24 protein-coding genes are annotated in these 26,091 nt (G+C 55.0%); 11 read left to right on the top strand and 13 right to left on the bottom strand.

All coding sequences use genetic code 11. The features are described from left to right. The first annotated feature begins 14 nt into the window (after positions 1-14). Positions 15-302 (top strand): helix-turn-helix domain-containing protein, encoded by a 288-nt coding sequence (locus AC2FMD_RS15085; protein ID WP_496743017.1) that lies wholly within the window; start codon positions 15-17, stop codon positions 300-302. Positions 303-467: 165 nt separating this feature from the next. On the opposite strand, the gene AC2FMD_RS15080 is transcribed toward AC2FMD_RS15085, so the two are convergent. Beyond that, the gene (locus AC2FMD_RS15080) at positions 468-668 is read right to left on the bottom strand and encodes a hypothetical protein (RefSeq protein ID WP_496743016.1); all 201 of its coding nucleotides are present in this window, start codon (positions 666-668) and stop codon (positions 468-470) included. A gap of 65 nt (positions 669-733) precedes the next feature. On the opposite strand from AC2FMD_RS15080, the gene AC2FMD_RS15075 reads away from it, so the two are divergent. From AC2FMD_RS15075 to AC2FMD_RS15065, 3 genes are all read left to right on the top strand, one after another. Further along, entirely contained in the window at positions 734-958 is a 225-nt protein-coding gene (locus AC2FMD_RS15075) for a hypothetical protein (protein ID WP_496687290.1), read from the top strand. Between the two features lie 528 nt (positions 959-1,486). After that, positions 1,487-2,179: a methyltransferase family protein gene (locus AC2FMD_RS15070; protein WP_496795205.1), complete on the top strand. Its 693-nt coding sequence runs from the start codon at positions 1,487-1,489 to the stop codon at positions 2,177-2,179. Positions 2,180-2,282: 103 nt separating this feature from the next. Then, entirely contained in the window at positions 2,283-3,122 is an 840-nt protein-coding gene (locus AC2FMD_RS15065) for a cation efflux transmembrane domain-containing protein (RefSeq protein ID WP_496795204.1), read from the top strand. Positions 3,123-3,247: 125 nt separating this feature from the next. On the opposite strand, the gene AC2FMD_RS15060 is transcribed toward AC2FMD_RS15065, so the two are convergent. Both AC2FMD_RS15060 and AC2FMD_RS15055 read right to left on the bottom strand, forming a co-directional pair. Then, positions 3,248-4,105, bottom strand: coding sequence for a glutathione S-transferase family protein (locus tag AC2FMD_RS15060; RefSeq protein ID WP_496795203.1), 858 nt, complete (start codon positions 4,103-4,105; stop codon positions 3,248-3,250). Positions 4,106-4,110: 5 nt separating this feature from the next. Further along, on the bottom strand, positions 4,111-4,554 hold the full coding sequence (locus tag AC2FMD_RS15055; RefSeq protein WP_496795202.1) for a cupin domain-containing protein: 444 nt from the start codon (positions 4,552-4,554) through the stop codon (positions 4,111-4,113). Between the two features lie 111 nt (positions 4,555-4,665). On the opposite strand from AC2FMD_RS15055, the gene AC2FMD_RS15050 reads away from it, so the two are divergent. Further along, positions 4,666-5,595, top strand: coding sequence for a LysR family transcriptional regulator (locus AC2FMD_RS15050; protein WP_171619941.1), 930 nt, complete (start codon positions 4,666-4,668; stop codon positions 5,593-5,595). Positions 5,596-5,973: 378 nt separating this feature from the next. On the opposite strand, the gene AC2FMD_RS15045 is transcribed toward AC2FMD_RS15050, so the two are convergent. Beyond that, entirely contained in the window at positions 5,974-7,041 is a 1,068-nt protein-coding gene (locus AC2FMD_RS15045) for an IS110 family RNA-guided transposase (RefSeq protein WP_496795201.1), read from the bottom strand. Between the two features lie 251 nt (positions 7,042-7,292). Here AC2FMD_RS15045 and AC2FMD_RS15040 point away from each other — a divergent pair, with 251 nt between their 5' ends. The 3 genes from AC2FMD_RS15040 (at position 7,293) to AC2FMD_RS15030 (ending at position 10,241) form a co-directional block, all read left to right on the top strand. Further along, entirely contained in the window at positions 7,293-8,204 is a 912-nt protein-coding gene (locus tag AC2FMD_RS15040; protein ID WP_496795200.1) for an N-acyl homoserine lactonase family protein, read from the top strand. After that, entirely contained in the window at positions 8,201-9,748 is a 1,548-nt protein-coding gene (locus AC2FMD_RS15035; RefSeq protein ID WP_496795199.1) for a phytoene desaturase family protein, read from the top strand. The genes AC2FMD_RS15040 and AC2FMD_RS15035 overlap by 4 nt, the downstream gene beginning before the upstream one ends. Positions 9,749-9,941: 193 nt before the next feature. After that, on the top strand, positions 9,942-10,241 hold the full coding sequence (locus AC2FMD_RS15030) for a hypothetical protein (RefSeq protein ID WP_496795198.1): 300 nt from the start codon (positions 9,942-9,944) through the stop codon (positions 10,239-10,241). Positions 10,242-10,916: 675 nt separating this feature from the next. On the opposite strand, the gene AC2FMD_RS15025 is transcribed toward AC2FMD_RS15030, so the two are convergent. The 3 genes from AC2FMD_RS15025 to AC2FMD_RS15015 all read right to left on the bottom strand — a co-directional run bounded on the left by AC2FMD_RS15025 (position 10,917) and on the right by AC2FMD_RS15015 (position 15,478). After that, on the bottom strand, positions 10,917-12,779 hold the full coding sequence (locus AC2FMD_RS15025) for an adenylate/guanylate cyclase domain-containing protein (RefSeq protein ID WP_496795197.1): 1,863 nt from the start codon (positions 12,777-12,779) through the stop codon (positions 10,917-10,919). Between the two features lie 135 nt (positions 12,780-12,914). Continuing rightward, a complete protein-coding gene (locus AC2FMD_RS15020) occupies positions 12,915-14,291 on the bottom strand; it encodes an adenylate/guanylate cyclase domain-containing protein (RefSeq protein ID WP_496795196.1) in 1,377 nt (458 codons plus the stop codon). A 149-nt stretch (positions 14,292-14,440) separates the two neighbouring features. After that, on the bottom strand, positions 14,441-15,478 hold the full coding sequence (locus AC2FMD_RS15015) for a GlxA family transcriptional regulator (protein WP_496795195.1): 1,038 nt from the start codon (positions 15,476-15,478) through the stop codon (positions 14,441-14,443). A gap of 122 nt (positions 15,479-15,600) precedes the next feature. On the opposite strand from AC2FMD_RS15015, the gene AC2FMD_RS15010 reads away from it, so the two are divergent. The 3 genes from AC2FMD_RS15010 (at position 15,601) to AC2FMD_RS15000 (ending at position 18,284) form a co-directional block, all read left to right on the top strand. Continuing rightward, entirely contained in the window at positions 15,601-16,410 is an 810-nt protein-coding gene (locus AC2FMD_RS15010) for a class I SAM-dependent methyltransferase (RefSeq protein WP_496795194.1), read from the top strand. Positions 16,411-17,290: 880 nt separating this feature from the next. Next, on the top strand, positions 17,291-17,482 hold the full coding sequence (locus AC2FMD_RS15005) for a hypothetical protein (protein ID WP_496795193.1): 192 nt from the start codon (positions 17,291-17,293) through the stop codon (positions 17,480-17,482). A gap of 37 nt (positions 17,483-17,519) precedes the next feature. Continuing rightward, a complete protein-coding gene (locus AC2FMD_RS15000) occupies positions 17,520-18,284 on the top strand; it encodes a DUF6538 domain-containing protein (RefSeq protein ID WP_496795192.1) in 765 nt (254 codons plus the stop codon). Between the two features lie 3 nt (positions 18,285-18,287). Here AC2FMD_RS15000 and AC2FMD_RS14995 read toward each other — a convergent pair whose 3' ends face one another. Genes AC2FMD_RS14995 through AC2FMD_RS14970 form a run of 6 tightly spaced genes read right to left on the bottom strand, consistent with a single transcriptional unit; the run spans position 18,288 to position 26,075 of the window. Next, complete coding sequence (locus AC2FMD_RS14995) at positions 18,288-19,217, bottom strand: DUF6339 family protein (RefSeq protein WP_496795191.1); 930 nt, start codon at positions 19,215-19,217, stop codon at positions 18,288-18,290. Then, the gene (locus AC2FMD_RS14990) at positions 19,217-20,131 is read right to left on the bottom strand and encodes a hypothetical protein (RefSeq protein WP_496795190.1); all 915 of its coding nucleotides are present in this window, start codon (positions 20,129-20,131) and stop codon (positions 19,217-19,219) included. The genes AC2FMD_RS14995 and AC2FMD_RS14990 overlap by 1 nt, the downstream gene beginning before the upstream one ends. Then, on the bottom strand, positions 20,128-21,990 hold the full coding sequence (locus AC2FMD_RS14985; RefSeq protein ID WP_496795189.1) for a hypothetical protein: 1,863 nt from the start codon (positions 21,988-21,990) through the stop codon (positions 20,128-20,130). Before AC2FMD_RS14985 ends, AC2FMD_RS14990 begins: the two co-directional genes overlap by 4 nt. After that, on the bottom strand, positions 21,990-22,997 hold the full coding sequence (locus tag AC2FMD_RS14980; RefSeq protein WP_496795188.1) for a PD-(D/E)XK motif protein: 1,008 nt from the start codon (positions 22,995-22,997) through the stop codon (positions 21,990-21,992). The genes AC2FMD_RS14985 and AC2FMD_RS14980 overlap by 1 nt, the downstream gene beginning before the upstream one ends. Then, complete coding sequence (locus AC2FMD_RS14975) at positions 22,987-25,632, bottom strand: Z1 domain-containing protein (protein WP_496795187.1); 2,646 nt, start codon at positions 25,630-25,632, stop codon at positions 22,987-22,989. Before AC2FMD_RS14975 ends, AC2FMD_RS14980 begins: the two co-directional genes overlap by 11 nt. Further along, complete coding sequence (locus AC2FMD_RS14970; RefSeq protein ID WP_496795186.1) at positions 25,629-26,075, bottom strand: hypothetical protein; 447 nt, start codon at positions 26,073-26,075, stop codon at positions 25,629-25,631. Before AC2FMD_RS14970 ends, AC2FMD_RS14975 begins: the two co-directional genes overlap by 4 nt. Positions 26,076-26,091 lie beyond the last annotated feature (16 nt).

The following is a 26,091-nucleotide window of genomic DNA, read 5'->3' as shown; positions in this document are numbered from 1 at the left end:
GGCCCAGATGATTGATGGGCAAACATGGACCTTGCACGCCATATCAGTCAAACTTAATCTTCAGGAAGTTTGAAGCTGTGATCAAGATCGAAATGCTCCGTTGCATTGGAGCGGTGGCTCAGGCCGGTAACCTTGCCGACGCGGCCATTCGACTGGGGCGAAAGCAATCCGCCTTTTCGAAGACCCTGAAGCACTTGGAAGAACACCTTGGCCAGCCGCTTTTTGAAAGCGAGAGGAAAAACCGTCTGTCTCCGCTTGGGCACGAAGTCTTTCGCTCGCTCAGCAGCAGTTGCGTCAATTAGACGATACCATTGACGCCATTGAATCTGCCGCACAGGCACCTCCCCGCGGAAGAGGTTCAAAGGCTGATCGCCGATCTCATCAGAGCGAGATTGGAGAGACACGATGTTGCGACGCGTCTTATCCGGTATCTATCTGCATCAGAGGTTGGCGCCACATCTGCCAAACTACATGAGGTGCAAAAGACACAAGACTGTCTGGCGTTGGTCGAGCGGGCAGATATCGCGCCAGGCGATATCGTCGTTCGTATGCACGTCGAAGACATCTCGAAGCTGGTTTAGTGCGATCCGGAAAAGATCGACCCGGATCAGCTCATCCTCCAAGGCCCATTCCGGATGCGCAGAAGGGGCGTTGAGCTGAAACTGCATCTTGGAGATGCGCCGACTGAGATTGATAGAATGCTCGTGCGAACATCGGAAATGCACAGCGATGGATGGCGATGATCCTCGACGGCAAATCCTTTGCAGAGATTGCGGATGCGGAAGGGACTTCAAAGCGGCGGATCCAAGACGTGGTTGATCTGGCACTGCTCGCACCAGTTGTCTTGGAGGCGATTGCTGCGTGTGAGCAGCCAGATGGTCTGACCTCTGATTACCTGATCAAGTCCGGCGTTCCCGCGATATGGTCGGAACAGCGCGAAACCTTCGCGAAGCTGTAAGTCAAAACCTCGCAAAAACTACCAAACTCGTACCGCCGGAATGGCGAACAGAGACTGCGGCGATAAATTGACCGGATGTGTGCTCTGCTTGGGGTCTCGTTTTGAAATTGGCCAAACTAACAGGCTGAAGCTCAGGCACTTAATTGAGTGCAGGTTGCAGACGGCCATTTTTAGAGAAATGTGGCTGTGCACGCAGTCTCAGGCCATCCAGTCTCGGCCCAGAATTCCCTGTTAACAGGGAAAATACAGGGAAAGTTCCGATATTCTCCCGCCTCAAGGTGCATTCGAGGCCCAGACTGTGAAAGAAAACAATATCTTACCCGTGATTTCCCTGAGAATCATAACAGGGAAATTTTCGCTGCCTATCAGCGAAAAGACGGAAGCGAACAGGGAGGAGGATGCCTCGGAGCGCAGGGACGAACACATCTAATCATATCGGTCTGAGCGGTATCACGTCATTATCGACACAACGCTCGCATCCATATTTCTTTGGGAAGCGGCACGTCAAAAATGAGGTCCAGAGATCAGGTGGCACATAAAGTATCCTCTCGCCAGTGGATCAAACTGGTAGCGGTGTATGCCCTTATTCCGCTCGTCCTGTTTGTTTGCGGCGGCGATTTCGGATGGTGGCAGGCGTGGCTCTACTCCCTGCTGATTGTTGTCATCGGAATAGGTGGGCGTGTCTGGGCAGAACTTCGGCATCCCGGGTTAACGGCTGACAGACAGAACAGCGAAAACATTCAGAGTGCGAAGTCGTGGGACAAGATACTTGCCCCATTGATGGCGCTCAGCATCAGCTACCCTTTGGTCATCGTGGCGGGGCTGGACCATCGCTATGATTGGTCTCCGGACTTTTCGCTTTGGCTCAATATTGTCGGCCTTTTCTTGATTGCACTTGGATATGCCTTCGCTGCCTGGGCAGTGGCAGAGAACCGCTTTTTCTACAGTGTCGTGGTTATCCGGACTGACCGAGGGCATGTCGTGTGTGACAGCGGCCCGTACCGCTACGTTCGTCATCCAGGCTACGCTGGAAACATCTTTGCGCTTTTCGGCATCGTTCTCGCACTGGGGTCGTTATGGACGCTGCTTCCCGTGACCGCTGCCTTGGCGATCTCTGTCCTGAGAACCGTACTTGAAGACCGGGCTCTGCAGGAAGAGTTGCCTGGCTATCAAGACTATTCAGGTCGCGTACGTTACCGGCTGATGCCTGGTGTCTTTTGACAGCGGCGCTGGGCGGCGTGGACGGGCCCGGAATGCTGGCCGGTAAAATTGCGCTCGTTCCCCAGCCGTTTATCATCGATTTGCACTATCTGGAGCCAACGCTTTGTCCCAACCCGTTGAGTATCGAGTAACAGGCATGGATTGCGCATCCTGTGCGGCGAAGATCGAAAAAGCCGTGCGTTCGGCGGGTGTGACTAGCTCAAGGATTTCTACGGCCTCGCAAATCCTGAGCCTCGACGTGTTGCCTGGCGATGAGCGCCTTGCCGCTGTGGAGCTTGCCGTCTCGGATGCCGGCTACCACCTTGATCGGCTGTGGTCGGAGTCATCGGGCGAACCTGACGAGGCCAAGCCCCATTTGACCCACGGGTATCGGAGGGCACTCTGGATCGTCATCGCACTTAACGTGGGTTACGGCGCGGTCGAAATGATCGGGGGTTTTCTGGCTGGTTCGCAGGCATTGAAAGCGGATGCTCTGGATTTCCTCGGCGATGGGTTGATTACGCTGCTGGGCGTCCTTGCAATTGGTTGGAGCCTTCTCTGGCGGGCGCGATCCGCACTCATTCAGGGACTATTTCTCGGTGCTCTTGGATTAGGTGTCCTCGCAAACACCACCTGGCGCGTATTCGCACAGCAGCCTGTCCAAGCCGAACTCATGGGCGCGCTTGCTCTGGTTGCCCTCGCGGTGAACGTCGGAGCCGCGCTGGTTCTTGTTCCGCATCGTGCCGGGGACGCGAATGTCCGGGCAGTCTGGCTATTCTCGAGGAATGACGCGATCGGAAATGCTGCTGTGGTGGTTGCGGCGGTCCTGGTTGGGTGGACCGGCACATCCTGGCCCGATCTGATAGTCGCCTTTGCAATCGCAGGGCTGTTTCTCCAGTCCTCTTGGGTGATCGTACGTGATGCGCGCCGGGACATCTCGGAAAGCCGGACAGACGGCCCATAAATCGACTGGTTGGAATTGGCCTATAAAGCGGACATTCAGACAAATTGCAGCGAATGACGGCTCAGAGCCCAAACCGGACACCTATCCGGCTGGAACAGCTAGACAGATGTCCGAATTGGCATTCTTTAGTCGGATGTCGGGTGGGCGTAAGTTTGTTGGGAATTGGCATCAGTAAGGATTGCGCCAATCTCGACAAGACCCAAATCGACGTCCGTGGCCGACGTCTCATATTTGTCGCGTGGTGGCATTGGGCGCGATTGCCATTCAGGTTGGAAGGCAAAGCTGGACACAGATCGTCCTTCAACCAGCGCACCATTTCCAGCGCCCAATGCATAGTCATAGTACAGTTTGACGATCTCTTCTTCGCTGACCTGGTCGGTGGCCTCGTGGGCCATGCAAGCGGCGCGCCATTTTTTGACACGTTCATATTCCGGCCCTACAGGTAGCTCAAAACCCTCGTAGTAATCCAAGAACCAGAAGCGTTTGAAGACAGGCGCAAACACGGCTTCGGCCAGACTGAACTCCTCAAACAAGAAGGTGCCATCCGGGTTATGTTCCATCAAAAAATCATTCAGGTCCCGGTACAGTGAGAGCAAATTGTGATTGTGGGCCTCTTTCTGTGCCCGGTCCTGGTTCATGACATAGATGTATCCCGCCATGGTGAAGGGGCCTTCTTTGGCAATCAGCATGCTTTCGATCGCATGTTCGCGAGGGTCGGCGCGGCGAAGCCGTGGCCCCTCCAGAACTTCATCAAGATAACGCAGGATCACCAGGCTTTCCTTGATGATGTGACCTTCTGCCGTTTCCAGTACTGGCAGGGCGGTTGTCCCACGGGTTTTTCGCAAGAGCTCGGGGTCACGTGGTTTGGTGATGTCGACAACTCTGAACTCGACCGCGTCCTGCATACCACGAAGTTCCAGAAGGATTTCGAGCCGTTGGGAGAATGGGCAGACTGGGATGTGATATACTATGTGCTTGTTCATGGAGCTCAATCCAATGGCGGACCGGTGAAGGTCATGTTGTGTTTGGTGGCAGAGGCTTCGATGGCCGGCATATCCTCGGGGATTTTGCACTGTCCGTCTGCCATGTCCTGAAAGAACCCCTCAAAGCCGCCCGGGGTCAGAATAACGAGATGACGAGACGGTTCGTCGCCGATCACCTTGAATGTGTGTTCCTTTCCACGCGGGATGAAGACGCTTTCGCCCGGGCCCGCAATCGTCTCGATCCCTTCGATCCAGATTTTGCAGGTTCCCGTGATCATCACGAATGTTTCGTCTTCATTTTGATGAACGTGGCGGGGCGGTCCGCTGCCGACGGGCGACAGGCTGTCGACGATCGACATGGCCCCACCGGTTTCTTCCGCCGTCAGGATGGTTTTGTAGCGGACGCCAAGCCATTCGATTGTGGCGTCATCAGTCATCAAATCTTTCATCGTTTCAGTCCCAGTTCTTGAGATGAAACGAAAGCGCTTTCGTTGGTTTCCTTTTACCGGGATTATTCGGTATCACTCCAACGAAACTTCAAAATACAGGGTATCACCAACGTGAATTTCGCCACTCTTGACCTTAATTTGCTCAGAATTCTGGACGCAATTCTGCGCGAAGGATCGACGACCAAGGCCGGCGAAAGGCTGGGGTTGTCGCAATCTGCGGTTTCCAATGCCCTGAACCGGCTGCGACATTCCTTGGATGACGCCCTGTTTGTTCGACACGGGAACCAGTTGGTCCCAACCGATTTCGCCGCTTCGATCAAAGATGGCTTGCGCGAAGAACTCAATCGGCTGGAGGGATTGCTAACTCCACCCAAAGATTTCGATCCGCTGCAGGCACAGGGCAACTTCAAAATCTCGGCAAGCGATTTCTTTGCAGAACTCCTCATGCCAGCGCTTGGCGACCACCTCAGTCACAATGCACCGGGAATAACCGCCCAGTTGGTCGATTTGGTTCCCTACAATTACGTCGAAAGCCTTGACCGATATCAGGCCGACGTCGCCCTTATTCCGGATACGGACCTACCAGAGTGGATAAATCGCGAACCTCTGTTCCATTCGTCTTTTTCCGTCATTGGCAGAGCCACCAATCCCGCGCTTTCAAGCTTTGTTAGCGGCGGTGAAATGTCTTTGGAAACTTTTTGCGACTTGTCCCATGTCCTGTTTTCTCCTGAGGGCAAAATGTCGGCCATGGGGGATGCAGCCTTGGCAAAGGTCGGACGAAAACGTCAAGTCGCCATGACTCTGCCAGTGTTTTCGGGCGTGTGCAGAACCGTCAGCGAAAGCGATCTTATCGCGCTGGTGCCGACGCAACTGGCCCAAAAGGTCTCGATAGGATTTGACCTTAAGCATTTCACGCCACCGTTCGAAATCGCTCCTGCCTTGATCATCGCGATTTGGCACAAAAGATCTGATGAGAACCCGATGGCAAAATGGATGCGCCAGCAGATCTTTCAACTTATGAAGCCATTGGATGAGAGTTAGCTACAGGTGCGGACCCTCTCGAAAGAACGGGAAGCGTCCGCTTTGTCCGCTCAGCCGCCGTTCGGGCCATGATCAGCCTTCGCCTACTTTCGCCGAAAGCAGCCATTCATGGAAGTCGCAGCGAACGGCTGCATCGAGCCCTATGTATGAACCGGCTGCTGTTCGCAAGTGAGGATTTGCACGTTCTCGGAAGTCGCTGATATGTATCCGGCCTTTGGATCGACGCGTGGGCCGTGGCCTTATTGGGGTTACGCTCGCACCGTGGTCTCATTAGCGGACAGGCCGTGGCGGCCATTTGGGCTCTCAGACTCTGGGGACGTATGTTTTCCGTTCCATGCTTTATCTCGTTCGCGAACTTCTTTGGGTCATGGCTTGGGTTCAGACACCAACCGTGACCTCGTCTCTTGGGGCGTCGAATGGCGTCCCGTGCCTCAGCACGCTCCAGGCGATGCGGGCAAGCTTGTTAGCGAGCGCAATAGCCAGCTTGTTGCGATGCATGCGTGTCGCTGCTCGTGAGAGCCAGTCGCCCAAGCTGAAGTCCGACCAGTGATGGGGCCGCATCAAGACAACATTTGCGGCTTGAACAAACAACATGCGCAAGTATCGGCTGCCCCGCTTTGAGATGCGTCCCAGAACCGTTCGACCGCCGGTGCTGTATTGCCGGGGAATAAGACCGAGCCAAGCGGCGAAGTCGCGTCCTCGGCCAAATGCCTCGCCCTGGCCGATGGCCGCAACCATCGCGGTCGAGATCAGTGGGCCGATGCCCGGGATCGTCATGGCATTGGCACAGTTCTCTTCCGTGCGACTGATGTCCTCGATCTCCTTGGAGACGGTCTCTATCCGTTTGTCCAGCCACAGCCAGTCGCCGTAGAGCCCGGTCAGAATGGTGCGCATTCGCGGCGATATCTCGTCCTGACGCTCATCGCGGATCGTCAGGAACGAGCTCTTCAAAGCTCGCAGCCCTTTGCGCACGGTGATGCCCTGTTCGATCAGAAAGGCCCGGATCTGGTTGATTGTCGCCGTGCGACGGGACACCAGCCTCGACCGCACCCGGTGTAGCGCCTGAAGGTCCAGCTGATCCTGGCTCTTCTCCGTCACCGTCTTCAGGTTCGGTCGAAGCGCGGCCTCGGCAATCGCTTCGGCGTCATTGTAGTCATTCTTCTGCCCCTTGATAAACGGTCTCACGTAGATCGCCGGGATGATCCGCGGATCAAATCCCAAACCTCGCAACGTTCGGCTGACAAAATGCGCGCTGAGACACGCCTCCATCCCCACCACGCATCTCGGCAAGGCTTCAAACGTGGCGTGCAGCGCCAAACGCTTGATCCTTCGTCGCAGGATCAGAGTGCCCTCCGCGTCGAAACCGACCAAGTGAAAGACGTCCTTGCCAATGTCGACGCCAATCACCGACAGGTCAGAAAGGTCTTCGGCTTTACGTGTACTCATGACTGCTTCTCCTTCTGCTTCGGGTAACCTTCTCAGGTTAGCCCATCGGGAAAAGCAGCCGGTTCATCCCATTAGCTGACGATACTAAGTGCTGCGCACACGTGGTTTTCTGGTGAAGCAGCCGCGCCACTCTTCCGGACGCTTGATGCACGTCAATGCAACCGGCCCGATCGCGTGCAATCCAGACAATGATGCAGCGCTTCAGTTTTCGCGCCATTAGATTTTGACACTATGTTTCAAAGGAGTTGCTTGTGCCACACTCACAAGCAGAAGCCAGGGATTTGGTTGATCGGCCAATTGCCTCTGTGCGGGTTATGCAATGCGGAAAAGCAGAACAGCACTGGGAACACCGATACGGCAGTAAACGTCCGCAGCTCTGGTGGGTGTTCTTGGGCAAGCGCTGGGTGCCCTTGCCGCTCCAATCATTCATGATCGCGCACCGTGATGGCTTGGTGCTTTTTGATACGGGCATTGATCCGGCGGTCCAGTTTGACAAATCATATATCCGCCAAGCCATCGGGCGCTTTCTGCTTGCGCGTATCTTTCGTCTGCATCTCAAAGAAACAGACCGGATTGACCACGTGCTTTCTGACGTCGGCGTTAGTCCGAAAGATGTTCGCAAGGCCGTGATTTCGCATCTGCATTTCGACCATGTCGGCGGGATTTCACAAATACCCCAGGCCGAGCTTTTGGTCAGCGCGCGGGAATGGGCGATTTTGTCGGAACCCCATCCTGAGAAAGAGTGGATGCTGCGCGAGCACATCGAAATTCCTGGCGCAGATTGGCGACAGATTTCCTTTGTCCCGTCAGATGATCCGCTTTTTGCCGATTTCGAAGGGGTCCATGATGTCACGGGCGACGGCTCCATGATCTTGCTGCTGACACCGGGGCACACGCCGGGATCTCTGTCGATGTTGATCCGCCAGGATGGTTGGAACCCGATCCTCTTGGTGGCCGATCTTACTTACGAAGTGGCGATGCTCGAAACAGATCGAGTACCTGGGACTGGTGATCCGGACATGTTGCGCGCTTCCTTTGCGAAGGTGCGGCGTCTCAGGGATCGCTTGCCGGGGCTGGAGATCGTCGCGTCCCATGATTTTGGGGCAAAAGAGGCCATCGCGCGCGCCACGGGGGCAGCGGACCTTATGGAGGATTTAATTTGACAGACCGTGATATTTGGGACGCTATTGTCATTGGGTCGGGCATGGGCGGCATGGCTGCTGCTGCCGCCTTGAGCCGGCTGGGTCACAAGGTGCTCCTGTTAGAACAGCACAAAACGATTGGCGGGCTCACGCACAGTTTCACAGTGGACGGGTTCACATGGGATGTGGGCGTCCATTACCTGAGCGAAATGGCGCCGGGAGACCGGGCGCGCGCATTGCTCGATTGGCTGTGCGACACCCCAATGGAGTTTGCATCCATGGGGGCCGTTTATGACATTTTGCATATCGGCACCTCAGAGCCGTTGCCGTTGTCCCGGCCCTACGAGGCGCAGGAGCGGGATCTGAAGGACCGCTTCCCCGATGAGGCCGAGGCAATCGAAGCTTGGACACATGCGCTGCGAGAAGGGCGCGAGGCGGCTCTGAAGATCTTTCCGACCCGCGCCATGCCCGAATTTGCCGGCGACCTGCTGGATTTCTGGAACCGACGTGCGCTGTCTAAATGGTGCGAGCGGACAACCCAGGAGGTGATCGACGATCTAACCGACAATCCAGAACTCTCCGCCGCGCTTGCAGCGCAATGGGGTGATCATGGCGGGCGCCCAAGCAAGGCAAGCTTTGCCATGCACGCCCTTATCGCCGGTGCTTTCCTGCCAAGTGGGGCGTGGTTTCCTGTCGGGGGCTCTGAGGAATACGCCAAGCATATGATCCCAACGATCACCAAGGCGGGCGGTGAGGTGCGCGCCGAGACCCGCGTTACGGAGTTGCTCTTTGATGGCGAAACGGTGGTCGGTGTGCGGACCGAAGCCGGTGCAGAGTTGCATGCGGATGCGGTTATTTCCGACATCGGGGCGCGCGAGACCATCGACGCGCTCTTACCGGATACGACCGGGCCAGCAGACTGGAAAGCTGACATTCGCGGACTGCCTGCCAGCATTGCCCATTTCAATATTTTTCTTGGCTTCGAAGGCGATATCGAAGCCGCTGGGGCCACAAAAGCCAACCACTGGTTTTTCCCGACGGGTCAATCGGACGTGCTTTGGACAGATGCCCCAAACGGCCCGCCGCCACACATGACGGTGTCATTCGGGTCTCTGAAAAACGCAGCCCATGATCCTGGCCCCCGCAAGAAACACACAGCGCAACTCTTGTGCTGGGCGGATTGGTCGACCGTGGCCCAATGGGCTGATCATCCTGACGGTGCTCGCGGTGCCGACTATTCCGAATTCAAACGCCGCATCGAGGCGACCATGATGGCCATGTTCGCTGACCGCTTTCCCGACCTTGCCAAGCTAGTGGTTTACCAAAACCTCGCAACGCCGCTCTCGACTGTGTCCTTCACCGGACACCATCATGGGGCATTTTACGGCCTTGATGTTACGCCAGAGCGTGTCATGTGCGATGCTCTGCGGGCAAAAACGCCGATCTCTGGCCTCTATCTCGCGGGCCAGGACGTGGCGAGCCCAGGTATACCTGGGGCGCTCTGGGGCGGCGTACTGTCGGCAGCCAGTGTCGACCCGGGCGTCTTTCGCGTAATTCGCGGATAGCGCGGCACGTAACGTACTTCACTCATGTCGCTTGCGTCAGCTTCGTCCGCTCAGCGGCTGTTCAACTGAACTTGTCGAATTACCAAACCGAGCCCAAATCAACCATTTTGTAGCCCCGGCCACCCAACTGAGGCGCCACGGCCGCCACACAATCTTTCGCAGATTTTCGCAACCCCATTATGCTGAAGGCGTCATGAACGAGGAAGCACATGTACGGCTAGAAAACCGGAACGCCGCCGCTTTCGCTGAAGAAGAGCGGCAGGGCATTATGCTCGCCGCCAAGGTCAGGCTTTTTGCGTTGACCCTCATTCTGGCCTGGGTGGCCTATGACAGTCCCGAGACGGGATTAGTCTATTACTACTACCTCCTTGAGATTTTCGCCTTTGTTGTGCTCGGTGGACTGCAATATGCGGCCGTATTGAGGGGGGCGCTTTGGTCTGCCCTAAATCCACTCACGCGCAAACCTTTGCGACTACGCCACTATCCGCCGTGAACCTCAAACCGTCTCATTTAAGGGAAGTGAATGGCTGGGGTGGTAGGAATCCTTGCCGTCCGATGAAACCTATCAACTTTTCCATCTAGCCCGTGAAACTGGGGCGGTTTCGGGGGCATTCTGCTGAGCGAAGCGACGGGCGGAACGAGGGTGAGCACGGGCATTTGGGCCGCTAGAACGACCGTTCACTGCCGTTGGCGGGACAGAGCTTACTAGACCGCTAGAGAACCGCTAACTGGTGCTGACGAGACCGCTGACGAGTGGTTCCGGGGGCTGACGGGTGTTGGCTGGTGCTGGTGGGGGGCGGGGCGGAAACTTGTACTGGCGCTCTGTGTCCCAGTTCACAGTACCTCTCATTCATCCAGGTTAACGTAAGGTCATCAATGGGAGGTCGCAATGCTTCGTAAGGCTTCAAATACCTGGCACACTCGCACCGAACACGCAGTAACCATGATACACCCAGTTGTGCGTATCTTGCGTCATTGCACCCAGATGCAACGCCAAGTGAACCGCTACTATTGAATTCGAGCGCGGGTAGGCCGACCGGCTGACGACCGTTTGTTGACATTGATGAAGTGGCTGACCGTTGGCGCAGAAGCGGACGTTCGAGCGGGCAACGGCGAATGACCGTATCGAGCCCGAAGCTGACGCTCGCGGTGACAGATCTTACTACAGTCAGTCGGGCAATCCCGCTGCTGACAATTGCTCCGACAATATCGCGTTGGCGCTAGGGGCACCGGCGTAGCCCATACCCCCAACGGCAACCCCGACGGTCATGTTGGGGTACAAATCCAAAAGGTCTTTCGCCGAGCGTACGGCGCTGTCCTTTTCTTGCAAGCCTATGTTGCTGGCAACCTGGAATACCTGGCAAGCCGAATAGCCTGGTGTTTTTGCCAGACAGTCATTCGCCGCCTTAAGCGATGCATCGTAACTTCCCTGCCCCCAAAGTGCGCGACTTAGTGCGGCGTCGTAGTAACTTGGCCTGATTGGGTTGAGTGCGAAGGCTTTAAGGGCCGTTTCGACTGCCACGTCGAACGCTCCGATATTCGCAAAGGCGCGGCCAAGAAACAGAATGTTGTCTGCATCTCCTGGACCAAGCTCAACAGACCTCTTTGCGGCCTGCAGCGCGCCTTCGGTGTCGCCGACCCATGAACGAAGAATGCCAAGGGCTTGGTACGCCGTCGCCAGCGTGGGATCTATCTCAATCGCTTTTTCGATTTTGGAAATTGCCCCTGGCAGGTCCGACGGACCAAGATCCGATGCCCAACCGAATGCGATGGCTATTCCTTCCACCCATCCGAGGTACAACCAGGCCGGTGCATAGTCAGGGTCCAGTTCGATGGCGCGGGCCAGATCTTCGCGAGCCAGAACGGAGTCCGATGGGTTCAGGCGGTGCTTTCTGGCGACGCCTCGCAGGGCTAGTTCGTAAACATCCAAGCTCTCAGGCGGATTGCGTAGGATTGCGTTTTTTTCGATTTCGCGGACCTCCGAGAAAAGCGAGCCGACAATTCTTTCGACAATTTCGTCCTGCGTGTCGAACACTTTGGCCGCGGTGCTGTCATATGCCTCGGCCCAGACGTTGTTTCCGCTTTTTCCGTCCACCAACTGCGTAGTGATGCGCAAGCGATCTTCGCTCCGCCGGACGCTCCCAGTCAGCAGATAATACACACCAAGTTCGCGCGCGATTTCAATTGCATCGTCGGTCTTGTTCGCCACGGCGAATGACGCTGATCGCGCCATCACCGTAAGTTCCGCATTTCGCGCGAGCTGTGTGATGATGTCTTCCGAAACACCATCGGCTAGATAGCGATAATCCTCGTCGCTGCTGAAGGTTTCGAACGGTAGAACCGCGATCGAAGGTCGGTCGGGCAGCTGGAAATTGCGGCGATCCGCTTCCACAGCAGAGTTCAGTTGCCACCAGAAAACCACGCCAGCAATCAACAAGAAAACCGCAGCGGCGCTCGCGACGACTTTGCCATCCGCATGAAATTTCCACCGCAGTGAGGGTGCTCCGACATTCCCTTCAGTGGTTTGGAATCGGAAGACACGAATGGGATCGGCTACGTTCTTCAGTGTCTTGCGGCCAAGATCATCAAAGTCGCCATCGACCTTACCTTTGACTTGTTCGTAGGCACTCTGGGCCAGCAATATGCCTCCAGGGTCAGACAATGCTTCCAACCTAGCGGCTATGTTAACGCCATCGCCGTAGATGTCGTTGCCCTCTACAATCACGTCTCCAATGTTGATACCCATACGGAATCTTATGCGCCGCCGCTGTTCGATCTCCTCATTTCGACACTGCATGCCTTGCTGAATTTTCTGGGCGCACTGCAAGGCGCCGACGGCACTGTGGAACTCGGCCAAAATACCATCGCCCATGAGCTTCACGATACGTCCGCCGTGTTCAGAGACGAGGGGCGAAATGAAATCCTCAACATGGGAGCGCAAAGACACCAAAATGCCGGCTTCGTCCTCGCCCATCAGGCGCGTGTATCCGACTACATCCGCCGCAAGAATTGCAGACAGCCTACGTTCCATTCTCTTTCCCCCACTCACAGAGGCTAACCGAGGTGGCATTTCTACGCCAGAATGAAACCCTGAGATCTCATCCGATCTGCTTTGCGTCGAGGAAAGTCTGAAACAAAGCTTGGGGTGTGTTTTAAGGCTAGATTTCTAAACAGCCTTGTAGACCTGCCAACTTTCAGACAGCCCCTTCAAGTCCCGTGTTCCAAGGCTTTCGAAGTCGAGCCCGGATCCTGCCACCAGATCCTTGACCGTTCTGGAGACAACAATGTCGCCGCCTTCGCCCAGCTCGGCAATGCGCGCCGCAATATTCACGGCAATTCCGCGTACGTCGTCCGCTGATACCTCTACCTCGCCGGTGTGAACCCCAATGCGGACCTTTAAACCCAGCTTGGACACAGCATCGCCTATCGCTTTTGCGCAATGGATGGCCCGCCCGGGGCCGTCAAATGTGGCCAGAAATCCATCACCTAAAGACTTAACTTCTTGCCCACGAAACTCCTTTAGCTGTTCCCGTACTGCCGCGTCATGCTGTGCCAACGTCGCGTGCCACGCCTCATCGCCTAGTTGCTCAGCGCGTGAAGTGGACTCTACGATGTCTGTGAAGACGACTGCGGCCAACACCCGATCGAACACCGGTTTGGGCTTGGAGCCCGTAACAAAAGCTTCGATCTCGCCTAGTATCTGTTCTTTTTCGTCGCCGACGAATGCAAAGTGGTCCCTGCCCGAGAACTCAATGATTTTGGCGCCGGGGATCAAATTCGCCAGCGTTCGGCCTCCTTCGATGTCGATCAGGGCATCTTCTGTTTTGTGCAGTACAAGCGTCGGCGCCTTTATGGTCGGAAGAATCTCCGTGATGTCGATTTGGCTGTTCACCTTCATGATTTCGATGAGATCACGCGGCGATGCGCCCGTTCTTTCATACTTCCCCCACCATTCCATGAATGATGGATCACTGCCTGTATCCGGACAGAACAGCGGGAGCGCAGCGCCGCTGCCCCAATGCTCTTCCGCATATTCGAACAATTGGTTCAAAGCCTCTTCGGTTGGAAACCAGGACTCAAACTGTGCAAATGCTCCGTAGAGGACCAGACCGTCGCAGCGTTGTGGTTGATATGCAGCGAACACTGAAGCGAGAGAACCACCTTCGGAAATTCCCATAACGTAGGCCGTTTCCATTCCGGCGGCATCCATAACGGCACGAATGTCATCCATTCGTTTATCCATGTCTGGCACCGCAACACCCCGGTCAGACAAGCCTGTCCCACGCTTGTCAAACATGGCTACCTTTGAAAATTGCCCTACGCGCTCAAGCCATTTTGCAAAACCAGGATGTTCCCAATAGGTTTCGATCTGAGATACGAAGCCAGGCACAAGAACGAGATTTTTCGCACCCTCGCCGTAAACTTGGTACGCGACGTGCACGTTGTCGCTCTTGGCATATTGAGTTCTTGGCATCATTTTGCCACCCCCCGGAAAACACGTCGGTGCGGACAGGCTATGAGGCCTGCGGATTTCAATCAACATTCCTTAGCTACGGGTGCGGAGCCCAAGGTGAAATTTGGGGGGGGGATACTTTTGGGAATTTTCCCACTAGCTTTAGCGAACCGGTCTTTCGTGGCAGGACGCAAAATGGCCGCGCGCAGCCCAAAGACGTAACCGCCCCTCTCGTCGCTTCAACGAGCAGAAAGAAACCCCTTGCTGGAAAAGCGCCGTCGGTACTCTGCAGGGCTTAGACCGGTCATCTTTTTGAATAGTCGGCGGAAGGCGCGCGGGTCCGAATATCCAACCGCCTCAGAAATCGCATCAACACTCTGGCCATCCATTTCAAGGAATTGCTTTGCTTCCTCGACCCTCAGGGATTGTACGTAGTCCTTGGGGCTGTATCCGGTCGCAGCGCGAAAACGACGATCGAAGGTGCGTCGCGGGAGGCCCGAGCGAGAGATCATGCTTCCGACGGCGTCACTCTGTGTGTAACCGTCTGCAAGCCACGTCTGGCAATCTTGGATGATGGCGTCCTCGCTTTGCAGGCGTCTCATGGGCGCCGCATAATGCCGCTGACCATCTGGCTTTGGGTCCACGCAATAGAACCGGGCCGACTTGGCTGCGTGCTCAGGGCCGATATATCGCGCAATCAAATACAATGCGAGATCCTGCCAAGAGGCCATGCCGCCCGACATAACGATCGAGTCTCCTTCACCTGCGAAGGTAAGTGTACGATCTGGACAGAAGTCCACCCTTGGGTAGCGCTGTTGAAATACTTCGCTCATGGACCAGTGCGCTGTGGCCTCTTCACCATCTAGAAGTCCAGCGTCCGCCAATAGTGCAGAACCTGAACACGCGGTTGCCAGCCGCGCTCCGGAGGCGTGTTGTTCCACCACCCAGTCAATCTCTGGACCGAGGACGTCCCTTGGCGGGGTCAGCATGCCGATCCTGAAATTGGGCAGGCAAATGATCTCTGCATCATCTGCTTCATCTAGTGTCGCGTCCGGCATAACGGGCACACCGCTTATGCAGCGAAATGGTTCCTTGGTTCTTGCGACGACCCTGACCCGCGTCATAGGCGGCGTAGGTGTCCCTTCAGTGAGATAAGACCATGCTGATCCAACAGAGGTCAGCAAGTCGTACAGGCCGTAGAGAATGGCGCCTCGGCAACTCTCTGCTGCAAGTACGTCAATCCGAAGCGGATCGGCCGTAAAATCCCTTGCGTTCATTTTCCGTCACCTCCCTGTCGAACCAATGGCCGAATTGGCCCTGTTGTGGCCAGACTGACCCTAACCCGGCGCTAGTTTTCACAGCATTTTGGAGAAACTTACGAAACATTGTGAGAAAATTCATGACTTTTGAAGCATTCAAATTTGCAGAAAAGGAAGGCTGGGACGCACGGGCGGCAGCTTACGACGATTTTACAGGTCGGGTGACGACCGGAGCCATCCCCACGCTTTTGGCCATGGCTGAAACAGCCCCCGGCAAGCACGTTCTCGATCTGTGTTGCGGTACCGGGCGTGCCGCGGGCGCTGCAAGCGCGTTGGGCGCGATTGCCGAAGGCCTAGATGTCTCCCGTGAGATGGTGGGCGCAGCGAAGGCAGCCTTTCCTACGGTGCCGTTCGGTGTTGGCGACGCGGAAGCCATCCCGAAGGACAATGATCTCTATGATGCGGTGATTTGCTCGTTCGGGGTCATGCATGTCGGTAGCACTGAGGCGATGTTCAAAGAGATTGCACGGGTTTTGAAACCCGGTGGTCGCGTGGCCCTTAGCCATTGGATTGGGCCTCCGGAATCTCCGCTTTTTCGGATCGTCTTTGGGACAATGCAGCGTCTTGCAAACATGACAGTTGTACCACCGTCACCGCCGCCGTTTGCATTGTCCTCAGAGGACGCCATGCGAAACGCGCTAAAAACAACCGGCTTTGATGAGGTATCCATTGTTCGGCTCCCCCTTGTGTTCAAGGCGCCAGAGGGACAATTCGCCGAACACTTCAGGAGGTTCGCTGCGAGAGCGGCTGTGATCCTCGATAAGCAGGCTGAAGACATTCTGGAGGAAATATACGCTGCTTGGGACTCGCAATTGGAAGAGTTTCGGATTGGGAACGAGTATCAGGTCCCTATGCCCGCACTGGCCGTATCGGCAGTTTGGAAAGCGTAAGTCCTACGAGATCCTTAGCTCGCCAAGATCGGCTATTCGTCTTCCGGTTCCGGGTGGCAGCTTTGTCCGCAAAGCGGTCATTGCCATGTTTTCCGCCCACGTCTGCCCTAGTCAAAGCAGCCGTTGACGCTGGAACCTCTTCAAACGCCCAGAGCCCTCGCATTTCAGACGAAGCTAACTGGCTTCAGATAAGGGCCGATGCAAGGTTTGCTGCAGAAGCACTATAAAGGGCGTAGGCAATCAAAACTAAAAGAACGAAAACTGGTCCAGCTATTTCAAAGAAAGCTCGTACAGGTGTTTGAGAGCTTTTCCCAACTGAGACATATTGGGAGAGATTACTTTCTGTTTGGAATAGCTTCCATTTACTCAGGTTTACCATATTCAACTCGCACAAAAACAACGGTTAAAAATTAGCACTCGTAGCCCTGATCGCATAAGGATATCGTGTTTTTCAGAGATTGTACGGCCCAGATGGCAAGATGAGTGCACATTCACGATCCAACAACACGCATTGTTAACCTTTGCGGGAATGTTTGGTGTTTTTAGACCATTTGGGACACCACTCCTCAAACTTCCAAACTCAGGAAAGACTTGTCGCGATCTGGACAATTGGAGCGTACTTTCACCCGCCATCCGCGCAGAAAACCTGAACGTCCGCTCCCCCAGAAACCGAGCAACTTCCTGCATCTAAATAAAGAAGCAACTGCAGGAGTTTGATCCATGAAGTACCTGTCTGCCCTCGGCGTTCTCGTCGGGGGTTTTCTTTTGCGCCCACCACCCAAGGCCGTCCTGACGACGATGCTCTGGGTAGTTGCGCGGTCACATCCCGCTGTCGCGGCGCTGGTTCTGCTAGCGGTCCTCTGGACGTGGAGGTCCCACGATGACTGAGCTGGAGCTGAACCCCGGTGACGTCGTGATCATCCGCGCCTTCGATGACGTCCCTGAACATCTGTTCCGCGTGGAAGAGGTGTTCGAAGACTGCGTAACGGGCTTTGCTGTCACCGGCCCTCTGGCTGGGTCATTCGGCGAACCGGCACTCGAGATGATCGTTCGACTCGTCTCAACCAACTGATCCCATCCCACATTTCAAATCTGAAAGGAGGAGACAAATGTCTGCTCACATTCGCTATGCCTATCTGAAGGGCCACACGTGGCTCTACAGACGCAACTATCCCGTTGACGTGGCTCTCGCGCTGGGCGCTCAGGCGCTGAAGCAGAGCCTCAAGACCGGGGATCGTAACACCGCCCGCGTCCGAGCCGCTGAAGTCAATGTCCGGTTCGAGACACTGGTGGAGCAGGTTCGATCGCAGGCAGAAGAAGCTCTGTCTGCCCCAGAGAGCACCGCTGACGTTCCTGATTGGGTGGATCAACCGGAGTCGTCTCTCGTTCGTCTCCGGGCCACTCTGGAGGACTCTGGATGCAATCTGGAGCGGTCTGCCTTCACCCGACCCGTCGTGCCGGTAAAGGTGGCGGTCCGTGACCTGAGCCGCGCCTATCTTGCCCAGCGCAGTAGTCAACTGCGACCCAGCGGGTTCAAGTCGGTCCGATACTCCGTCGGGCTGTTCACGAGCCGATATGGTGACCGATCGGTTTGCAGCCTGACGCGGGTAGAGGGGCGAGAGTTCCTGTCAGCGATAGCTCAACTGTCTCCAATGATTGGCAAGTCGGAACGGACTCGGGGGTTAACCCTGGACCAACTCGTTACCTACTCGTCTCGGGGGTCGTTGACGATAACCGCCAGAACCCAGCGGCGCATCTGGTCGCAGGTCAATCACTTCCTCGACTGGGTGGTCTATGAGGGGCATCTGGAGGCCAACCCGTTCCGGACGGTGCCCTTCGATCGCAAGGTGCGTCCTCAACCCTATTCGCGGTAAAGCTCATTCGTTTTTTTGTGTGCGTCGCCTTAAAAACGATGAGACTCGTGAGAAAGCGTTCGACCCGGCGTTCGGTTCATAGCCTCTGCCAGCAGAGGGGATGTCGGAAGCGACCGTTTCGTGACGTTTCGGCTCACTATCTGGTTGCTCTTCTTTCGCAACAGGCCCTGAAGGGTCGATGTTCAGACTTTTCCTTGCTCGCTCGAATGCCGCATCGATAGCGGCATGGAGCGAAGCATCGTCCAGGGCAGAAAGCATCCGGATTTGATTGTTCAGTCGGACAGCAATCACAGCACGCCTCATTATAGCTTCCATCGCACCGCGACCTACTCGTCGCGACATTCGCACCCAGCCCTCGGCAAGTGCCAGCGCGATACGACGATCGCCGCCAATAGATGGGCGTTCAACTATTTGAACAAAAGCATCTTCTGTCAGCTCGCTGATTAATCCCCAGCGATCATCGGCATTCTCTCCTCGGTCCAAAGACCACGCGCGCAACCACAGTCGCTGAAAGGCATTTCTGACACCTCCGTGAAACCGCTCGCGCGCCGAAGCACTGAATCTCCAAGAAACGATGTCCGGAGCGACCACGGTGGCAATGAAAGCCCAAACATCGTCTCGAAGCGCATCCGGCGTAGAGAAGAGAGAATTTTCTCCGAGATACTTGGTCACTTCGAGGTCAAAAAGCGCTCTCTCCTTAGCGGCAGCCCGATTGGGAAATCCAAATTTCTCAGCTGAAGCTAGAAGTGACAGGCGTATCTCAGGTATTTTCCCCTTCTCTACAGGGCTGCCGCCGCTAGCCGCATAACTCATGGTGTCCGGGAGCTGGCTTACGAAATCAAGGGAAGTTTTGAGATCAAGCTCGTCCCCCTTTTCATCGAGTACTGCATCAACGGCGATCTGGTTCAGGCGCGGGAGGAGGATGACAGTCATCAATCTAGCTCTCCTGTCTCTGCGGCCGCAAGAACAGCGGCATGGAATTCCCCTGGTCTGCGATCAAGCTTGCTGCGGACGCTTTCGATACTCTCTCCGGGGAAAGCAAGCTTTATCCAGCTACCCACATAGCCTGCAATTGTTCCATCTTCGGCTTGGCCAATCGTCTCTTCGGCTTCGTCCATACGAACAATTCGAGAAATTAGCTGCGTCATGACGTCCGCCATTATGGTTTGAAGTACAACGGGGTCATTTGCTGTAAGCCGGTCCAGAAAATCCTCCCGGTCGGCATTTATGTAGAGACGAACGGCTCCACCAAAATCTCTGTGAAAGCTGCCTGGCGACCAGTGAAGGTACCAGAGCGAAGAGGCATGTGGTCGGCCAGGGAACAGCCTTTCAAAACTGACAGTCTCCATTGGGAATCGTGGTTCGGTTCCTTCCAGCAATAAGTTGAATTCACTATTCCAGACTTTCGCGCCACTGATAGTTGGTGCGAGCTTTTCCGCAGCGTCCGTAACACTGAACGAAAGTATCGAGATTTCAAGCATGAGCCGGCCGGACAGTTCAGACCCAGGCAGTAACTCGTCGATCTCGAATTCCTCGTAGGTTTCTTCAGCGTTTTTAGGCTCGATTTTCCTTGTACGTATCCATGCGCGAGGAAGGCTTCCTGGACCAGTGCCTACGCGGAGTATAGCGCTCAATCTGAGATCCGCTTCCGGAATGCCAAGATGCACAGCGGCAATTTCGCGATTGACCTTCAGAACTCGCCTTAAGCGTAGAGATCGAAGGTAGTCCCAGTCTTCGATGTATTTCTGGAGCGGGACTGATTTTCCATTATCGGAAACCAATTCCCAGACTGTACTCTCTATCGCGTCGGGCCCCAGTGTTAAGAACGGAAAAGCAATGCGGCTCATGCTGCTTCTCCTTCAGGTTTTTCCAGAGACGCCTTCAAAGTCACTGCACTATCTTCTGGAATGGATACTCGTATCTCCAGATCACCTGAATATCCACGCAGCAGCAGACTATCCGTCTCACTCACAACCGTGCCATCGGGTCGGGTCCATGAAATCACTTCCGGTGCGGTTGTGGCCCACGCGCCATCTGCTGATGCACCGCCGTCCATAACGAGCATTGGTTTCGCTACAGCTTTTAACTCTTCGTGTTTTCCATCGTGATGCACAGTGGTTTCGAACACTGCAATACGCTGGTTTCCGTGACCTTCAAGCTTCAGGAAAACCGGTGTAGAAATTCGGTTGTTTTTCCGAGTGGCTTTTGCTGAAGGCTTTCGGCGCTCAGGACCGGCACCACCCCCAATCGCTGAATCGAGTAATCGACCGAACTGCCCTGATACGCGAGCGAGTGAAGGACCAGCGTCGCCTTTACTCTGTGTGCCAAGGGAGGGCGCGGCAACTTCCTTCGCGGCTTCTTTGATTTTAGTAACCGCAACATTAACAAATGTGCGTCGCGCACCTTTTGGCAAAATATTTGGCTGCCAATCATCATGTGCTGGAGGTTCCGCGGAGGCGAAAGCAGCTTCTACTTCCGGGTCGCCATCGCTGATGAACACACCTGCCCATTCAACGCGGGGATCAGGCAAAGGCTCGTCTTTGTAGTAACGGACAACAAGCTCGACAGGTCGCATCACGGCGATATGAGCCGCTGTCTCTGGTATTATCGATAATTCCTCAGGGGTAAGGCGCGTCCGCGGCGCACGTACGCCTTTGCGTATTGCCAGCTTTCCGAGAAGCTTTTTGGGCCGGCTGCTGCTGATTTCCTGTACAGATGAACTTTCGTTCCGCAGTTCACGGATCGCCGCGGCGAAGTTGTCGAGTGGCGGAAAATCCTCGGGCTTGGGAAGCGTGTAGTGCTGATGGTCCAGTTCCAGGTGTAGGCGGATTTTTTTCTTTGGATTGGTGTCCGCCAGCATTCTCGGCCAGAAGTACCACAACAGCGCCTCGCCGATCATTCCCATAAGTGTCTCGGGAGCTACACCTTCTTCACCGAGAAAAACCGGATCGATTATCATAACCGTGGTTCCGGTGCGTTCAGGCGAGCGGGGCAAGAAACCCAATGCGTCAGCGAGGGTCCTCGCATCTTCACCTTCGATGGGATCAGCAATTGTGCCGTCCTCAGAAGGTATGCCCCACCAGTGCCGGCCGGTGCGGCGTTCAGAGCTGCCATCTGCGGCTTTAACTTCATGCGCTGACCCAAGGTGACAACCCAACATCCGGCGTACATCCCGGTCAAGGAAACTGGTCTGGGTGTCTACGAGGATCGTTGAACAGCGGCTACTCAAATAAAGCGATGTTTTGCCGTAACCGTATGTTCCACCACCTTGATCGGTATCTCGTGGGGATCCGACGTTTCTGAGAAAATCGATGAAGTCTGTCTCTACATTGCCTGCCGGAACCCGGTCGGCGCGTGTCGGTCCGGCAAGTCCAATTGTGTTGAAATCACAGATTTCGAGAACCCAGGGGTTTTCTTTTTCAAGAAATTCGCGAAGCGGCTCACCGGAGCTATTTGGCTCAGGGAGGCCTTTGAAGACATGCTGACGGAGGGTTGAAAGCTGGGCTTCTGTCAGCCGTCTCAGCCTGAAATGAATCTCCGGGCCGTGTCCGAGTTTTGCTGCGTCGCAACAGTTTTGGGTGGCCTCTCTGACAACCGTCTGAAGAAGATCGAGGCCCGGTGTGCCGAGTAGTTTTTTGAACCCTTCAGCTGCGAGTCCACCAGTGGCTGAATAGTTCTCAGAATGGAGTACGAGATCAGGTAGCATTATCCGGCAATAGTCTTTTCGATTTTCATGATTTCGTCGCTGCTGATGCAGAAGTCGGCCGCCAGTGACAGATCGATAGTATATTCCAGAGCTGTAATACCGTTGGGCAAAGCTCCGGAAGTGAAAGACGACGAAGAGATTTTGGGAAAACCCTCGCGAACCTCAAAATAGGCTGTTGCTTCCTCTGAGAAGGCAAGCCGGTTCCAGCTTTCGGCTTCCGCCTCAGAGCATCCGAGCAGCGCGAGGCGCTCTCTTATCTTTTCCGGGTCGGCGGCCAGAGACTTTGCAATTTCAACGAGCTTAGCGACACTTACCGAGCCGCTTGGGTCCCGTTCCAGAATGATATGGACCAGATGCAGTCGTCCTCCGCCTGGTGGATCCAGCTGATCGATCGCAGATATCTTTACTGAGTGATCTGCAATCCGGCTGGTTGTCTTTACTTCAAGAGAATGATTGTTCCGCCGAAAATCATGTCGTTCGCCTTCCGGACCTCTCCATGCTTCGGTGGCCTCCGAATTAAGCCGCAGTAGTCGGCAAAGAACCAAGAGCTCACCCACAAGGCCAGTAATTTCACTGTCACTTATCTCCCTGGAAGGAGGGTGCAGTAGCAGTGAGCGAAAATCATGCAGGGTTGACCGGACTGCACTCTGGGCAGGAGCGCCATTCCGAATTCTTTTCAACAGCTCTTCGCCGACTTCCGAAAACACGCTGTCCAGTTCGGGTGCCATGCAGGTCATGTCAATGAACCGGATCGGCTGACCATTTTGCTGGTACGTCGCCTCAGACACACGCAATGAAGGACTGTCGCTGAATGATTTCAATTTTTCATGCATGCCAATCGGAACCAGAAGGCGTGCTTCGCCTTCCGTGCCGAGTGCATGCCGCACCGCTCCGTTATTTGTTTCGACATCAGAAGCTACAGTTGGGATAGATATTCCATAGGCTTCATGCTGACCTTTGCGCAGGCGTGACCACGCCTCTTCGGGGGTGCCGGACTCAGAGGACATCTCCAGCCTCCTGCCGTTCGTTCACCTCTTCATCAAGCGACTCGAGTTCATCTCCGGAGGGGGCCTCCAGCCGGACACTCACATATCCACCTGCTCCATCCTCGGAGCCCGGGAAGACTATTCCAAAGCCGAGCAGATCACCTGACGCGTCAAGCTTAGTGCGGTACTTCGATGGCCGTTGGGGCTCCGAGTTGCGATCAATGGCATACAGAAGAAGTAAGGGAACTGGTCCAAGGCATTCCTGACGCCACTGTTTGAGACCTGACCAGTCATCTGCTCTGTCATTTGGCAGATCACGGTCGCAGTCGAACAATATGTCACGCTTTGACATAAGGGCTTTGATGTCCGCCATGTCCTGTTTTTTATCATCGATCATCGCACGGTTCGTCAGACGAGCATGGCCGGCAACGCCAAAGGCCTTCTCGCTTTCGCGCCCGCCTCTTGGTTCATAAACTCCCACATTCCAGGAGTTAATAGTTTCCTCCAGTTCGTCGAGGTACTTAAGAAGCAGGGAAGAAGACAATTCCCTGTGGCTTTCGTGAACACTGTAGTTCTTCAGAAAACGGCTGATAAGACTGGCCGGCACGCCGCGGTAGAGACGTTTTTCCGAATTCGTATCCCGAGTTCCAAGCCTTTCAGCACTTGAGAGAAGTTCGGCCCCGGCAGACCAGTTACCGTCGATCACAGTGCAAGTTTTATGATCAAACCGAATAGTCTGGATATGCTGGCCGGCATAGCTGATGTCGCATACCTGGGCATGCCGCATCTTGCTTGCTGCCGTGATCGCCATTCCGGGTATGGAGCGAATGCGGACAGCAAAAGCCATCGGTGTCACTTTGCGATTTACGTATTCCTGAATGTCGGCCCTGATCTCCGCTTCAACACCAGCGAGCATACGGAAAGAGCGGCGTAGCTCTGTTGTCATCCAGATACGAGGCAGATCTTCATAGCCATGGCGGTAACCAAACCAGCGACCCATCTGAAGCAGAGTGTCGTATTGCGACGTTGTTCGCAGAAAATAGCTTACCATCAGGCCTTCAAGCGTAAGACCGCGCGCGAGAACCGTACCACCAACGACGATGTAGATTCTTGGGCCGTTCTCATAGTCTATGCGATTTTCGCTGAAACCGTTTTCGACCGCTGCTTCGATCCTTTCAAGGACAGTCCCTATGTGTTGGCACAGATCTTCGAAGCAGACTGATGTTTCATTGGTTATTGAGGCGGGAAGTCGGTTTGCCTCTCGTTCCCAAATCTCTTTCATGCGTGCGCCGATCGGTCCGCTGGCGTCACGTAGATCATCATTGTGCTTTTCTATCCAGCCCTTGATCAGCGCCGAAACCCGATCGTGCAGAATGGTGTAGACGGATGTGTGGATGAGCATAGTCATATGCTTGTCGCCATGCCCTCGTTCCAGACGCGCCGCACATGATGCAATGAAGTACAAGACGGCCTCTTCAAGGCTTGGCGTCATACTAGGGTGAAAGTCATCCTTTTCGGCCCGCGACGGTGGCTGGAGGAACGGCAGCTCTTCTTCCGCGACTTCGCGTATCATATCCAAGCCCTCTTCATCAGGCTGGATTTCATCAGCATCTATCGGATCTCGCCCAAAAAGCTGTTCTGCGCCAAAGTAGCCTTCAGGGCGTTCCAGAGCAGTAATAAAATTTCGCGGATAAAGGTCGTCGAGTTCGTCGCGGTTTTCCGGATAAGGGTTGATAAGTACATTGGCAAAGGGCGTTGCCGTGTATCCCACATAGGTCACAGCAGGCAGCTTCTTAATGATCGTGCGTATCCGTTCATTAATTGCGGTCATGTCCAGTTCTTTGGATGCCGCGTTCACGCTGGCTGAATCACATTCATCATCAATCAGCAGGACCCTTAGCTGCCGCAATGTTGAGGCCGGGGTGCGTTCCAGTGTCTCGATGAAGTGCTTCAGAGGCGACACATTCTTCTTGAGAACGCACAGTTGGACGAGGCCGGGAGTCGGTGTTGCGAATGATTTATTGGGGGGAATCCGAAAGTCCCCGTTATCGTCGCTGCTCGTCCATCTCAACCAATCATCCGGATAGCGAGCGACCAGATCGCTTTCCATCCTTCTTTGTGTCTGCTGGCGGAGTTTGTTTGTCAGACCGGCGAGCACAACAACCATGTTGTAGCCCTCATCGATGGCCTTTGCGATTACGGCAGTCATGTTTGCGGTTTTTCCGGACTGCACATACCCGACAACAAGCCCACGATACTGGAATTTCGTTTTTCGAGGGTCGGCAAATAGTGACACAACTTCGTCAGAGGACCCGTGGATCTTTTCAGCGGTTTCCTCGCCCCAGCCCTTTGTTTCGGCAATGAATGTGCGAAGTGCAGGCCAGTGCTTAGAGTGTACGCCTGTACCTGTGTACCACCGATCATGTGGCGTCAGTATGGAATGCTGCTGCAGCACTTCGATTGGCTTCAAACCTTCCTCGACCAGTTTCCTCGCTGCGTTCAGCGCATCAATCTGATCCTGAGAAAGAGATGCCCCCATAATGTCTTCAATGTCCTGTCGGACGCGCTGAGCAGCATCCGCAACACTATTGGATGTCGCAAGCAAGCTTCGGATTTGTTTCTGAAAAGCGGTTATCTGTGGAGATGTTTTGGTCATATGCCCTTCAAAGTTCGTCTTTCAGTTATCGGACGTTTTTTGTTGCCTGTTTTTTCGAAGTCGCGGTTCAGCACGCGGCGTTTCTGAGAGGTTTTTTGGGCCAGAGTACGATTTTTCGATTCAGCTTCAAGTTGCTTCGATTCAGGCCAGGGCTGCAAGTGGATTTCCATCCATGCGTTCTGCCGGAAAAGTATTGACGCAGATTGATCATTTCGATTCACTGTCTTTGTGAGTGTCCCCGGATTCGCAAGTGGGTTCATGGGACTGGCTGGATGGCCGTAGCGCACGCTTGCAAAAGTCCACAGCCTGGATGGGCCCGTGGCGGCACGCTCTGGAAAGAGCACTGTGCAGTCAGCTTTGGATGAAGCGACTGCGATCAACTTCATAAACCGCGCCTCACGGGCGCTTGTCATGAATGCCGCTTCGCGCAGTTCTCTGCGCACGCATCCAGGAGTAGAC

This window comes from Ruegeria sp. BHSC276 (assembly GCF_059612945.1).
Note: the sequence above shows the minus strand (reverse complement) of the source record. Positions and strands in the feature narration are given on the sequence as shown.